The sequence below is a fragment of the Streptosporangium sp. NPDC006930 genome (genome assembly GCF_040635605.1).
In the GTDB taxonomy this organism is placed as follows: Bacteria; Actinomycetota; Actinomycetes; order Streptosporangiales; family Streptosporangiaceae; genus Streptosporangium.
In genome coordinates this window covers 105,217-118,679 of sequence record NZ_JBEYID010000013.1, presented here as the reverse complement: position 1 = coordinate 118,679, position 13,463 = coordinate 105,217, and the positions used below count along the sequence as shown (strand labels likewise).

The following is a 13,463-nucleotide window of genomic DNA, read 5'->3' as shown; positions in this document are numbered from 1 at the left end:
ATTGGCGGAACGGTTTCCCGCCCGGGCCGGAAAAAGAGGGCGGCCGTCCACACTGACGGTGGGCCCGGGACTCACCGCCGGCCCGTGGGCGTCATGCCGTAAGACACGGGCGGATGGCGGTTCGCCCATCAGGATGGGGATCTCACCGGGGAGGAGTCATGAGTGACGATTACTCAATTTCCGGCCGGCGCTCGCACCATCTCCGCGGGTTCTCCTATCTCACCAAATTCCGGTCATCCAAAATAAGATTAATCGTCGGCATATATCCCCATTCTTTTGCGGCTGGGTCGACGACAGGTCAAGAAACGCCTTCGATATCCTGATATTTCTGACATAGCGCCTGAACGGTGCCTGTTGCAGAGCCTGCACACCGACGAATTCGTCCAGGCCCCTGGACGCAGGGCTGGTGGAGGTACTACGGGATGGGCCAGGAGGGCTTGCTGAGGCGATGGCCGCTCATGGGGCGTGCATCGCAACTGGAGAAGTTCGACGAGTCCCTGGAAGACCCTCGGGTCAGAGGTTTCATCGTCTTGGGGTCAAGGGGAGCAGGAAAATCCCGCCTGATCGAGGAGTGCCTGAAACGGGCGGAGGGAGCCGGTCGGCACATCGGCCGTGCGGTGGCCACCGCGGCCGCTGCCTCGATTCCCCTGGGAACCATCGCTCATCTGCTGCCCGCCGAGGCGGACCTGTCCGATCCGGTCACGGGGTTCGCATCGGTGGCGCGACTACTGTCGCGGTCCGGAACCGACCCGGCTCCGCTGGTGATCGGAGTGGACGATCTCCACCTCCTCGATGTGACCTCGGTGGTGCTGCTGAGGCAACTGATGGACGTCGGCGTGATCTTCCTCCTCGGCTCGGTGAGCTCAGCGGAGCCGCCCGGCGCGGCGGTGGCGGCGCTGTCGTGCGGGGACTCGGTGCAGCAGGTGAAGCTGGTCGATTTCGGGCGTTCGCAGGTCGAGGAGCTGCTGGAACAGGTCCTCGGAGGATATGTGGGCCGCAACACGGTCAACCAGATGTTCGCCGCCAGCGGCGGTAATCCGCTCTACCTGCGCGAGCTGGTGACCGGAGCGATGACCGGCGGGATCCTGACCTGCGACGGTGAGCTGTGGGAGATGGCACCGGGCCGGCTACCGGGGACGCGACGCCTGACCGATCTCCTCCGCTCCCGGCTCTCCACGGCGTCGTCCGAGGGCCGTGACGTGCTGGAGGCCCTGGCACTGTGCGAGCCGCTGTCCGTGGCTCAGCTCACCGCCGACGCCGAGCCCCGGACACTCGACGAGCTCGAACGGGCGGAACTGATCGTCATCGGCCGGGAACGGCAGCGCACCGCCGTCCGGCTGGCGCACCCCCTCTACGGCGAGGTGCTGCGCGCCGACATCACCACGATCCGAGGTCAGAAAACGCTGCTGCGCCACCTCTCCCTGTTGGAGAGAAGCGGGGCCCGGCGGCGCGAGGACGCGATGCGACTGGCCACCTACCGGCTGGCGGCAACCGGAACGGCGGATCCGGCACTGCTCATGCGGGCCGCGGCCCTGGCCATTCATACGCGCGCCTACGCCAATGCGCTCTCCCTGCTGCGCGCCGTACCCGAAGAATGGCATGGCGTTCAATACCGGTTGCTCCTGGGCAAGGCACTGTACGAGGCGGGCGAGTTCGAGCAGGCCGAGACCGTACTGTCGCAGGCGGCCGCGCTCGCCGGCGACGAGCAGGAGACGCTGTTCGTGACGGGCCTGCGAGTACAGAACCTCATCTGGGGCCTGGGAGTCTCGCAGCGGACGGTCCGCGAGGTCATCGAAGCTGCCCGCCACCGGGTCGCGGGCCCTTCCGGCCACCAGGTCCTCACCGCCACCGAGGCCGCCGGCTGCTTCGCTCTGGGCGAGTTCCCGCGCAGCCTCGCCCTGTGCTCGCGTCTCCCCCTGGACTCCGGGCCAGGCCCGGATGTGATGACGTGGCTGATCGCCGTGACGACCACGTCGGCGACGCTGGCGTTCCTGGGCCGATGTGAGGAGGCGGTGACCTGGGCCCGGCGCGCCATCTCCGTCAGCGCAGCCGTCGACGCCGAGCTGTACTCCATGACCACCCACGAGACGGCGCACCAGTCCATCCTCATGCTGGCTCTGACGGAGAGCGGTCACCTGGCCGAGAGCCGGACGGTGGGCGAGCAGGCCTACCGAACGCTCGCCCAGGGTCTGCCGAGCCCCGAGCAGAGACTCCTCGCCTTCCACCTGGGACGTACCGCGTGGCTCGCGGGCCATCCGGGGCAGGCCCGCCGCTGGTACGCCGAGCTCGTCCGAGCGGCACGTCCCTACACCGCGATCGTCCTGCCGCTGGCGCTCTCCGGGCTGGCCGCCTCAGCCGCCCTGCAGGGCGATCTACAGGCGGCCGAGGCGGCCCTGGCCGAGTACGACCGGCTGACGTGCGCGGTGCACATACCCGAGGAGCGGTTGGGAGTCGCCTGGTTGCACGCCGTCCGAGGCGAGCTCTCCCATGCCCGGGCCGTCCTCACCGCGGCGGCGCAGGATGCCCGGGAACGCGGGCAGATCGCGTTCGAGTCCGTCCTGCTGACCGACCTCGTCCGGCTCGGAGGGGCGGGCGAGGCCGCGGAGCGGCTGGCCGAGATCGCCGAGGCGACCGGCGGCCGGTTCCACCGGGCGCGAGCCCACCTGGCCGCCGCTTGGGCCGGAGAATGCCCCGACCGGCTGCTCACCGCCGCCGGTGAGATGGAGGCCATCGGCGCCGACCTCCTCGCCGCCGAGGCGACCTGCGTCGCCGCCGGAATCCTGCGGCAGGCCGGTGACTCCCGTCGCGCCCAGGCCGCCGCACTCCGCGCTCAGCTACTCGCGGCCCGGTGCGAGGGGGCTCGGACTCCCGCCCTCACCACAGGGGGCAGCGGTGCCCGGCTCACCAGGAGACAGCAGGAGATCGCGCTGCTCGTCTCACAGGGGATGCCCAGAAAGGACATCGCCGAGCAGTTGGGCATCTCGGTCCGTACCGTCGACAACCATCTGCAGCGCATCTACGCGGAGCTCGGCATCACTACCCGCCGTGAGCTGGCCACCCGCCTCAACGGTGTGGTTCCGTCACCGCTCAGACCGGACTCGTCCTCCGACCACCGTAACTCCCACCTTTCAGGCTCAGAAGCTCACCGACGACCGTAGTGTCCGTAGTGGCGCTTGGAAGCCGAGCACAGAAAGGACCTGATCGCGGATGACCCAGTGGAGTCCTTCCTCGGAAACCACCCCGACCTTACGTCCGAGCAGGTCTTCCAGCTCCTTCTGGCAACCGAAGAACTCAAGTCCGAACGCCGGTGACCCGCCAGTGGTCCCGGGCCGCAGCCCTCGATCCGCCCTGGCCTCTTCGTAGCCGCCGACATCCAGGACACGAGCGCCGTTTCAAAGGTCGGCGCGCTACAGACCGGAAACCCCTACCACAGAGGTTGTGTCCGACATCACGTGGGCACGAAAAAGTTGCGCTTCTATCGGTCGGCGCGGAAGCACCGCATCGGACAGGCGCATGCCTTGTATGTCGTCCGAATCACGGACGAGTAGGTACGGGACGCGATCAGCGACGTTCATCGCGCGATCGACGAGGGCCGCGTACCCGTGCCTGCCGGTCGCCCCGGGCGCCCATCACTTAGAGCCTGCTGACGAAGGGTCAAGTGCTCGTGGGCATGGGGCTTGTAGAGGACTGGCCCGATCTTGTTGATGTGGCCCTGGTGCGACCATTGGGACAGTTGGCCGCGGAAGCCGTTGACGTTCTCGATGCCGAAGACGGCGGCCGGTTCGCTTCCCTTCCAGGCTCGCCAGGGCTGAGCGGCCGGCAGTTGCAGGACCTTGCCGCGCCGGTCAGGGCTGGAGCGGCAGTCGAACACAGCTTGCTGATAACCCCTGTTCGTGAGAGGCGACTCCGTGAGACGGGACGGCGTGGAGGCCTCCTACAGTGGGTGCTTGTGCTTTACGGCAGAACTGCGGAAATCAGCGCACTCGACGAGGTGATCACGCGGGCTCGCGACGGCTTCGGCGGCGCGGTGGTACTACGGGGCGAGGCGGGCGCGGGCAAGACCGCCCTGCTCGACGCGGCGGCCGCGCGTGGTGGTGCGATGCGGGTGTTGCGGACCACCGGCGTTGAGTCCGAGTCCGACCTCGCGTTCGCGGCGCTGCACCAGTTGCTGTGGCCGGTGGCCGGCCTGCTCGACACACTGCCCGAGCCGCAGCGCGATGCCGTGCGCGCGGCCCTGGGGCTTGCCGCGGGCAGTGCCGGCGATCGGTTCCTGGTGGGGGCCGGTGTGCTCTCGCTGCTGGCCGAGGCGGCCGCGCTGGGCGGGCTGATCTGCGTGGTCGACGACTTCCAGTGGGTCGACCGGGCCTCGGCCGATGCGCTGCTGTTCGCCGCCAGGCGGTTGGGGACGGAACGGATCGCGATGCTGCTCGCCATCCGCGGAGACGTGCCCGTCAAGGGCGTGCCGCTGACGGTGGACGTGCGCGGCCTGCCCGAGTCCGCCGCGGCCGAACTGCTGGAGTCCCGTCACGGTACGCTGCCCGCCCCGGTGAAACGGGAGCTCACCACACTGACCGGCGCGAACCCGCTCGCCCTGGGTGAGACCGCAGCCCGTCTGACGTCCGCGCAACTCGCCGGGCGCGAACCGCTGCCCGACCCGCTGCCCGGCGGAGCCCGGCTCTTCGGCGACCGGGTGACCGGGTTGTCGGCCCCTGCCCGGCTGGTCGCCCTGGTCGCCGCCGTCGAGGCCGACCTCGGCCTGGTCTTGCGCGCCACCGACCGGCTGTTTGCCGAGCAACCGGTACGACCCGGCGCGAACGCGGCCCGATCAACCTCAACCGGGCCCGGGACGGAGGCCGAGGCCGGGCGGGCGGCGTTGGCCGAGCTGGAGGACGCCGGGCTGGCCGAGGTGTCGGGCACGAGCGTGCGCTTCCGTCATCCGCTCATCCGATCCGCGATTTATGAGGCGGCCGCCCCCGCCGACATCCGCCGCGCGCACGCCGTCCTGGCGGAGCTGACCGCGGGAGACCGTCGCGCCTGGCACCTGGCCGGAGCCACCCTGGGCCAGGTCGAGCAGGTCGCCGTTGCGCTGGTGGCCGCCGCGGAGCGGGCGCGCGACCGCGGCGGATACGGCGACGCGGCCGGCGCCCTGGCCAGGGCCGCCGAGTTGACCCCCGAGCCGCGCACCCGTGCCGTCCGTCTGAAGGACGCCGCCGTCGCGGCCTGGCTCGGCGGCCGCCCGGGACAGGCGGAGTCGCTGCTGGCCGAGGCGCGCGAGCGGGCCGGCGGGGATGCCACCCTCGCCATGGAGATCGCCCGGCTCCGGGGCCGGTTCGAACTGACCTCGGGCAACGCCGCCGAGGCCGTACGGATCCTGGCGGCGGGCGACAGCTTGGAAATGCTGGCCGATGCCGTGGAGGCGGCCTCGTACGTCGGTGACACGGCGGCCATCGCCGAGCTCGGCCGGCGGGCGGTCGCGCACCCCGAGGGGTTCTTGCGGGACACGGTGGCCGGGATCGGCCTGACACTGGACGGCGACGCCGCCGGACCGGGACTGCTGCGGCGGGCGCTGGCACGGGTCGATGAGCTGGAGGACGCGACGGGGTACCTGTGGGCGACGGCCGCGGCCAGCGCTCTGGGCGAGTCGGACCTGGCCACCGAGATGGCCGAGCGGGCCGGGCGGGTGGCCGGGGTCTCGGGGATGACCGGGCAGTTGCCCGTCGTACTGGAGTTCGTGGCGACCGCCGAGCGCATCGCCGGTCGGCTGGCGCGCAGTCAGGCCATCTCCGAGGAGGGCCTGGCGCTGGCGCGGGAAGCCGGGTACGAGAACACGGTGGCCGCGCACCTGGCCAATCTGGCGGCGCTGGCGGCGTTGCGCGGCGAGGAGGAGTCCTGCGAGCGGCAGGCCCGCGAGGCGCTGGCCATCGCCATCCCGCACCGGGTGGGATTGCACGCGGGGATGGCCGCGTACGCGCTGGCGCTGCTCGACCTGTGTCTGGGCCGCTACGTGGCGGCACACGACCGTTTCACGGCCATCGCCGCGCCGGGATCGGGCGCCGGGCATCCGACCGTGGTGTGGCGAACCGGGCCCGACCGCGTCGAGGCCGCCGTGGGCGCGGGCGACGAGGCGGGCGCGCGGGCGGCGCTGGTCGCGTACGAGCAGGGGGCCGCGCACGCCGCGACATCCGAGTCGCGCGCGCTGCTGGCCCGCTGCCGGGGCCTGGCCGACTCCTCCGAGGACGCCTTCGGTGAGGCGCTGCGGCTGCACACCAACCCCTTCGAGGCGGCCAGGACGGCCCTGCTGCTGGGGGAGCGCCTGCGCCGCACGCAGCGGCCGGGCGAGGCGCGGGCGCACCTGCGGATGGCGTGGGAGACGTTCGAGCGGGCGGGCGCACGGCCGTGGGCGCGGCGCGCGCAGGACGAGTTGCGGGCGGCAGGGGAGAGCGGGCAGGCCCCACCGGCGGCCGTGCTGGACGCGCTGACCCCGCAGGAGCTGCGCATCGCGGGCCTGGTCGCCGACGGGTTGTCGAGCAAGCAGATCGCTGCCCAGCTTTTCCTGAGCCCGCGCACGGTCGAGTACCACCTGTACAAGATCTATCCGAAGCTGGGCATCGGCTCCCGTACGGATCTGGCGCGACTAGTAGTTCTACAGAAGGCGCCCGTAGCCGAGGACGACATGCTCTGAGACATGCAGAACACAGACATCTGGAGCGAAGAGTTCGGCGCCGAGACGGACGCGCCGATCCTGTTGATCATGGGGTCGATGTCGCAGGGCATCCTGTGGCCGGACGAGTTCGTCGGCCGCCTGACCGCCGGAGGCCGCCGGGTGATCCGGTACGACCACCGTGACACCGGTATGTCCGGCACCGTCGACTTCGCTACCGAGCCGTACACGTGGGACGACATCAAGAGCGACGTCTACCGCGTGATGGACGCCCACGGCTTGGAGAGCGCGCACCTGGTCGGCCACTCGGCCGGCGGGCTACTCGGTCAGCTCATCGCCGTGGAGCGGCCGGAGCGGGTGCGCTCGCTGACCGTCATCGCCTCCTCGCCGCTCGGTGGCGGCGAGGGCCAGGTACTCATGCGGGCCCTGACAGGGCAGCCGCAGCCCGAAGGCGGTCTGCCGGAGCCGGCGCCGGAGTTCGTGGCCTTCTACCGCACGCTGATGGCCGCCCCACCGCCGCAGGACCGGCGCGCGCTGATCGACGGCATGATCGCCGAGCAGCGGGTACTGCACAGCACCGGGCTGCCGTTCGACGAGGACGCGGCACGCCGGCTGCAGGAGCGGATCTACGACCGGGCCCGCGACCTGTCGGCGGTGGCCAACCACCGGCTGGCCGCCGCGGCCGACCCCGACTTCGAGCCGGTGGGCGTGCTGCACCGGGTGCAGGCTCCCACACTGGTCATCGAGGGCAGCCACGAGCCGGTCAAACCGGGTCACGGCGCGGTCATCGCCGAGCAGATCCCGGGGGCGCGGCTGATGATCGTGGCGGGCATGGGGCACACGCTGCCGCCGGAGACACACGAGGAACTGGGCGACGCCATCCTCGCGCACACAGCCGAGTGACGCGCGTTCCTGCCGATATCTCCTCTTCAAGCGTTCGGGAGAACCTGTGCTGGACCCCTCCGTCCCTGCCATCGAGGTGGCGGACCTCACCCGGCGCTTCGGTACCGTGCTCGCCGTCGACCGGCTCAGCCTGAGCATCCCGCCGGGGATGTTCTACGGCATCGTGGGCCCTACCCGGTGCGGCCGTGACGACTGGCACGGGCCCGGTCGTGGGCCGATGGGCGGGCCGCGAGGTACGGGCGGCCTGGCCTGTGAAAATAGGAGGCGGCAGGTAGGAGGCCCACGTCAGGATGGTCGCTCTGTACCCGATATGAAAGGAACCGAGTGACCATGCCTAGCGCCATTACTTTGATCCGTGCCGCTTCTCTGTCCGACGTCGCCCAGTACGCTTACGCAGCCACGGCGCCTGCCGAGTCGCGACTCATCTTCCTCGCCGGAGCGTGTCCCCTGAACGAGGACGGCTCGACGGCAGCGATTGGGAACTACGCGGGCCAGGCAGCGAAAGCCATCGAGAACATGCAGGCGGCTCTCACTGCCTCTGGCGCATCATTGCAGGACGTCATCAGCACAAGGGTTCTCGTCGCGTCCACCCGGCAGGAGGATTTGGTGGCTGCCTGGAAGGTAGTCCGGGACTCGTTCGGTGACCATGACGTACCGAGCACCTTGATGGGAGTCACCGTGCTTGGTTACGACGACCAGCTCGTTGAAATCGAAGCCGTCGCCGCCGTACTTGATTCCTGAGCAGTAAGGCCCTATCTGGGCGGCGGCGTGACCAGGGGCGGACCGCATGGTCCGAGCGGCGCGGCTGGCGTACGGCGACGGCTCGGAGTCCCTGCCCGCGCGCCGAGACCGGCCCCCAGGCCGCATGTCCGGCGCGCGCCGCAGGCACAGGGCCAGGCGCCGGCACGCAGCGCCGCCGCCCCTTGGCGATAATCCCGGCACTCTCCGATCACCTGGCGGAGTTCGTGGGTACCGAGCCGGACGCCTTCGTCTTTCTCGGCAAGCGGGAAGGGTTCCTGCGAGGCAACAACTTCCGGCGTGAGGCCAGATGGACGGACGCGCTCAAGGAGTTGGGCGTCAAGGGGCTTCACTACGACAGCGACCGGGCCGCACCGATCTATCAGCGCGCCACGCGGGACGCCGATCAGAGGGTCGCCGACGCGCTGAGCGCACGGGTGGAAGCCGAGCAGAAGAACGATGACGGCGGAACGGTTCAGAAGAGCCAATGGCCCGTTGATGGCCCGAATGCCGCACACCAAGACCGGTTGAGAGGTGTTTTGGCTGGTGGAGCCTAGGAGATTCGAACTCCTGACATCCTGCTTGCAAAGACGCATGCCGATCTTGCTCGACCTGCGAAGACGCAGCTCCGCGCCCTGATCGCGTTCCCCGTGGCTCCCCGCTGCTTCCCCTCATTTCCCTCTCTATCGGGCACGCAACGGGCACGCCATTCGAGCGGCCTCGACAACGGAAGGCTCAGTCCGTGTAACGGTGTGCCGTGCTTGGTCCAAGCAAGGGTGTGATGAGACGCACGTATGACAAAGGGAGCTTCGGTGCTGCCTGAACGCAGGGGACTGACAGACATAGTCCAGGACCCCGAGGCCTTCGAGATTTTCTACCGATCCCACGTCGAGGCCGTAACCCGCTTCCTCGTGAGGCGCGTGCCGGATCCACACGCCGTGGCCGATCTCACGGCCGAGGTGTTCCTCGCCGTCCTGGACTCGGCACACACCTACCAGCCCGGCAAGGGCAGCGAAATCGCCTGGCTGTACGGCGTGGCGCGCAACACCGTCCTAGCCGAGCGGCGACGCTCCGCCAGAGAGATGCGAGCGACCGGCCGGATCACGGGACGCCGGCTGCTGGAGGCCGACGACATCTCACGGCTGGAGGACCGAATCGACGCCGAATCCCCGGCGCGACGCGCCCTGGAGGCCATGGCCGCACTGCCGGAGCGCGACCGGGCCCTACTGGAGCTCGTAGCCGTCGACGGCCTCAGCCCAGCCGAGGCCGCCGCCGTGCTCGGCATCCGGCAAGGAACCGCCCGGGTGAGACTCCACCGGGCCCGGCGCGCCATTCGGCAGGCTCCCGGCGTCATTCCGCTGATGGAAGGAACGAAATGAACGGCACCTTCGAGGACAGACTGCTCGACGAGCTCAAGGCGGAGATCTCCGCACGGGCGGCACAGGGGCGCGCACCGACTCGTCTCCGCCTGAACCGCCGCAGGATCGTGGGCGGGGCAGCCGTCGTCGGGCTCGCCGCCGCCGCTGCCGTCGCCGTCCCGCTGGTTTTCGGGCCGCAGGCCCCGGCGTACGCCCTGACCAAGAACCCAGACGGCTCGATCAACCTGCGAATCAACGAGTTCAGGGACCCCGGCCAAGTCGAGGAGGACATGGCCCACCTGGGTGTCCCCGCGGATATCGTCTACCTTCCGCTGGGCAAGCGATGCGGAGATGCGCGTGCCCCCTTCGTTCCCGGTGACCGCACCACCACGACACCCGAGGAACTCAAGAGCAAGGACCCCGCCGTGCAGGCCCGGGTACGCGAGCGGGCGATGAACACGGCATCCGCCAAGGCCATCCGCGCCAAGAACGGCATCACGATCTACCCCCGATATATCAAGCCCGGGCAGATCGTGCTGATCGAGGTGATGGAGAATCCGGTGGAGCCCACGGTCGAACGCCCCGGGGTCGCCTGGCAGTTCTCCGGTCGCCTGACGGACGGCCCCGTCGCGCCGTGCCAGGTCGTCGACGACCCATCGGCCTTCGACATCGGTGACGCCACGCCTCCGCCCGGCAGCTAACTACGGCTCACACCGCGACGACGTATTGAAGCGGGGACCGGTCGGCCCACACGTCAGGCCGGCCCCTTCCGCATTAGCAGCTCGGGGCGTGACCGTTCAGGACAGTCCCACCTGGACCAACACCCCTCGATGGTCTTCCTGGAACGAGCTGGTACGGCGGTGAACTGCAACCCAAACTGCAACCCAGGCGGTGCTGAGGCGGTCGGCGCGCGCGCCTTGCAGTGCGTAGTCGCGATGAGCCGTTCGTCACCTCAGAGCTCATCTCATGACGGCACCTGGTTGCTATCTATCGATGCTCGTTCACCGTCACTCAGACCGGCCTCCACGAGGATGGCCTGCACCATCGCGTTCTTCCCTCGGCCGTAGTCGTCGATGTTGGCGGCCTTCCCGGCAACGCGCTTCTTCACCGCGGCGTACTGGTCACGAAGTCTCGAGTTGGTTCGCAGGATGTCTCTGACCGCGAGGTGATTGCGGAGCGACAGCGACCCATCAACGATGACGTAGGTGTTGGTCCCGGCAAGTCGTGCGGGTTCCTTGAATGCCCATCGCTGGGGAATTCCCCGATCGCCCAACGGCGAGAAGCCTAGGCCAATCAGGACGTCCGTGGCGGCCTCGACATCTTGCTCTGCTACCACAATGTCGCAGTCGATGATCGGCTTGGCGGCCAGCCCAGGGACTGACGTGCTACCGACATGTTCGATGGAAATCACAGGCACGCTGGCGGCTTCTAATGCCTTGGCGTACTCCTTGCGCAGCACCTCAAACCGATCCGGCCATGCGTGGTCGTAGTCGACTACCGCTATCACGGTTGGAGCCTAATGGGCACGACATGTTTCCGTGAGCAGCCTCTAGGAAGTTCGGCGGTCAACCACCTTCATCCGTACAGAGCCTTACTGGACTGCCCGCACCAAACACGGTGATCAGCCACGCTCCCCGGGGAGCCAGGGTGAGGAACGAACCCTGGCTCGTCGATCGCCCCAAGCAGGTGTGGCGGCCAGCCAGGAAGTGGCGATCGTGAGGGCTGCACCTGTGCGGTGGCGCGGCAACCCCCAGCCGGAGTGTCAACGGTCAGTACGGCGGGGATGGCGTGCGGCGCCCGGCCGGGTGTCCCGCCGCCGTCCGGGACCGGCCCCCAGGCCGCACGTCCGGACGGCGGGCGGGCGGAGGGCCGGGGGTGCGGCGGCGCGCCGCGCCGCCGCCTTGACCTGGACGCCGGGACCGTGCGCGTGGAGCGTCAGTTGATGCAGCTCACCGGCAAGGGGCTTGTCTTCACCGAACCCAAGTCGGCAGCGGGCAAGCGGACGGTGGTGATCCCCGATCTGATCATCGAGGACCTGCGGGCGCACGTGAAGGACTTCACCCAGGACGGCGACAAGGGGCTGATCTTCGCGGGGCCGGACGACGGTCCACTCCGGAACACCAACTTCAACCGCCGCGTCTGGGCTCAGGCTCTCGTAAGCGCGGGCCTTCCGAAGGTCCACTTTCACGACCTGCGGCACACCGGCAACACCCTCGCCGCGAACGCCGGGGCGTCGATCCGGGAGCTGATGGAGCGCATGGGCCACTCCAGCACGCGGGCGGCGATGGTCTACCAGCACTCGACCGACGAGCGGCAACGGAAGGTGGCACGGAAGCTCGACGGCCTCGCCCGTGGGGCACTTGCGAAGGGATCGGGCACACAACGGGCACGGAAGCGAAAGAAGGCCGAATGAAGATCAAAGCCCAGGTTACGGCAACATGCCTGACCTGGGCTTTTTCGTGTCTGAGAGGGAGTGGAGCCTAGGAGATTCGAACTCCTGACATCCTGCTTGCAAAGCAGGCGCTCTGCCAACTGAGCTAAGGCCCCGAGCTACTCAAGCGGGCACCTCAGAGGGGACCTGCTTCAGTCGTACACGGTAGCAACAGGAGCCGCTCCGGCGCCAATTGGATTGGCGGGACGCCGGCATGTCGTACCGAGCGAGACAACCGGAGGTCGTAGAGGGGCTCAGGGCATGGGACCGGCCTTGGCGATGAACTCGTCGGGCGGACCGGTACGGGCTTGAGCCGAGCGAGCAAACCTGGGTCGTAGGAGCGGAGGCGGTACGTCGGGTACGTCACGGACCGCACCGGTCGCGCCGGTTCAGGGGCGGGCCGGGCGGGCGACCCGCGTGACGCGCCGCGTTTCGTCCTCGCGCGGTACGTCGTGGACGGCACGGCGGCCCCTGGACCGGGGAAGGGGTGGGGCCGCCGTGTCCGTTCGTCAGAAGTGGCCGATGTTGACCGAGCTGGAGGTGAGGGCCCAGCGGTGGAGGACGGCCGTCTCGGCCTCGTACATCTGGATCCTCAGCCCCTCCAGGGTCCGGTCGCAGATGATCAGCGGCTCCGGGGTGGGCCAGGTGGCGATGGCGTGGAACAGACGGCTGCCGGTGCCGTAGAGCACCGACCAGCCCGGTCTGGTGGCCTGCAGCATCGCGGCTTCGGCTCGTGCCTGGTGGTCCCAGGTGTAGCACGGGACCGCGATGACGGCCTGGCCGTCGCGGTGACGCCCCCGGGCGGCGGACAGACAGCGGCGGATCACGAGATCACCTGCCCGGCCTGCTCCCGCTCCGGCATCTCCCGTATCCCCTGTTCTCGTGCCGCCTCCTCCGCTTCGCGGGCGAAGGTCTCCTGCCGTTCGGTCTCGGCCCGCAACGTCTCCAGGTCGTCGGCGTCTACGGTTCGCTCGGCCCCGGCGTGGGTGGCCACCTCGGAGAAGGGCCGCTCGCGGCTGGCCCACAGCCGTCCGGCGTCGCTGAGGATCAGCCGCCAGCCGGGAATCGTCGCCGTGGAACCACTGGTGGGCTCTGGGTGGGTGGAACTACCATCTGTCACTGATTGGACCTCGATCCGATCAAGGGCCCGCCCGGTCGTTGGCAGCGTGGGGCGGGCCTGCCTCATGAAATGGAGGGGTTCGCCGTACCGGCCAGGTGACCGGCACGAAGACGGAGTGACCGCTGAGCGGTTCAGTGCGCAGGTGGTTCTTCGCCCGAAGCGAGACACCAGGTGGCGTCCACCCCCGAGCCGGGGCGGCCCGGTGAGAGCGGTCCCTGACGGCGACGCCGGGCGCGGGCGACAGGACCTCCG

At 69.4% G+C, this 13,463-nt stretch carries 11 protein-coding genes and 1 tRNA gene; 8 read left to right on the top strand and 4 right to left on the bottom strand.

The window, feature by feature from the left end; translation table 11 throughout:
* Positions 1-458: 458 nt before the first annotated feature.
* The 7 genes from ABZ664_RS22975 (at position 459) to ABZ664_RS22945 (ending at position 10,361) form a co-directional block, all read left to right on the top strand.
* Complete coding sequence (locus ABZ664_RS22975) at positions 459-3,158, top strand: LuxR C-terminal-related transcriptional regulator (protein WP_362513312.1); 2,700 nt, start codon at positions 459-461, stop codon at positions 3,156-3,158.
* Between the two features lie 791 nt (positions 3,159-3,949).
* Positions 3,950-6,682, top strand: coding sequence for a LuxR C-terminal-related transcriptional regulator (locus ABZ664_RS22970; RefSeq protein WP_362513309.1), 2,733 nt, complete (start codon positions 3,950-3,952; stop codon positions 6,680-6,682).
* Between the two features lie 3 nt (positions 6,683-6,685).
* Positions 6,686-7,564, top strand: coding sequence for an alpha/beta fold hydrolase (locus tag ABZ664_RS22965; protein ID WP_362513306.1), 879 nt, complete (start codon positions 6,686-6,688; stop codon positions 7,562-7,564).
* A gap of 330 nt (positions 7,565-7,894) precedes the next feature.
* Positions 7,895-8,305, top strand: coding sequence for a Rid family hydrolase (locus tag ABZ664_RS22960; RefSeq protein WP_362513752.1), 411 nt, complete (start codon positions 7,895-7,897; stop codon positions 8,303-8,305).
* A 224-nt stretch (positions 8,306-8,529) separates the two neighbouring features.
* On the top strand, positions 8,530-8,859 hold the full coding sequence (locus ABZ664_RS22955) for a hypothetical protein (protein ID WP_362513303.1): 330 nt from the start codon (positions 8,530-8,532) through the stop codon (positions 8,857-8,859).
* A 255-nt stretch (positions 8,860-9,114) separates the two neighbouring features.
* Positions 9,115-9,681, top strand: coding sequence for an RNA polymerase sigma factor (locus ABZ664_RS22950; RefSeq protein ID WP_362513300.1), 567 nt, complete (start codon positions 9,115-9,117; stop codon positions 9,679-9,681).
* Positions 9,678-10,361, top strand: coding sequence for a hypothetical protein (locus tag ABZ664_RS22945; protein ID WP_362513297.1), 684 nt, complete (start codon positions 9,678-9,680; stop codon positions 10,359-10,361). The genes ABZ664_RS22950 and ABZ664_RS22945 overlap by 4 nt, the downstream gene beginning before the upstream one ends.
* Before the next feature lie 263 nt (positions 10,362-10,624).
* Here the strand turns inward: ABZ664_RS22945 and ABZ664_RS22940 are convergent, their stop codons facing one another.
* Positions 10,625-11,167: a GrpB family protein gene (locus ABZ664_RS22940; protein WP_362513294.1), complete on the bottom strand. Its 543-nt coding sequence runs from the start codon at positions 11,165-11,167 to the stop codon at positions 10,625-10,627.
* Between the two features lie 252 nt (positions 11,168-11,419).
* On the opposite strand from ABZ664_RS22940, the gene ABZ664_RS22935 reads away from it, so the two are divergent.
* Complete coding sequence (locus tag ABZ664_RS22935; protein ID WP_362513292.1) at positions 11,420-12,073, top strand: site-specific integrase; 654 nt, start codon at positions 11,420-11,422, stop codon at positions 12,071-12,073.
* Between the two features lie 61 nt (positions 12,074-12,134).
* Here ABZ664_RS22935 and ABZ664_RS22930 read toward each other — a convergent pair.
* From ABZ664_RS22930 to ABZ664_RS22920, 3 genes are all read right to left on the bottom strand, one after another.
* A tRNA-Ala gene (locus ABZ664_RS22930) sits at positions 12,135-12,207 on the bottom strand.
* A 393-nt stretch (positions 12,208-12,600) separates the two neighbouring features.
* On the bottom strand, positions 12,601-12,918 hold the full coding sequence (locus ABZ664_RS22925) for a hypothetical protein (protein ID WP_362513289.1): 318 nt from the start codon (positions 12,916-12,918) through the stop codon (positions 12,601-12,603).
* Positions 12,915-13,211: a hypothetical protein gene (locus tag ABZ664_RS22920; RefSeq protein WP_362513286.1), complete on the bottom strand. Its 297-nt coding sequence runs from the start codon at positions 13,209-13,211 to the stop codon at positions 12,915-12,917. Before ABZ664_RS22920 ends, ABZ664_RS22925 begins: the two co-directional genes overlap by 4 nt.
* Positions 13,212-13,463: the final 252 nt, after the last annotated feature.

Coding starts and splice junctions, on each gene's coding strand:
- ABZ664_RS22945 (WP_362513297.1), top strand. CDS start 9,678: ATGAACGGCACCTTCGAGGACAGACTGCTCGACGAGCTCAAGGCGGAG.
- ABZ664_RS22975 (WP_362513312.1), top strand. CDS start 459: ATGGGGCGTGCATCGCAACTGGAGAAGTTCGACGAGTCCCTGGAAGAC.
- ABZ664_RS22960 (WP_362513752.1), top strand. CDS start 7,895: ATGCCTAGCGCCATTACTTTGATCCGTGCCGCTTCTCTGTCCGACGTC.
- ABZ664_RS22965 (WP_362513306.1), top strand. CDS start 6,686: ATGCAGAACACAGACATCTGGAGCGAAGAGTTCGGCGCCGAGACGGAC.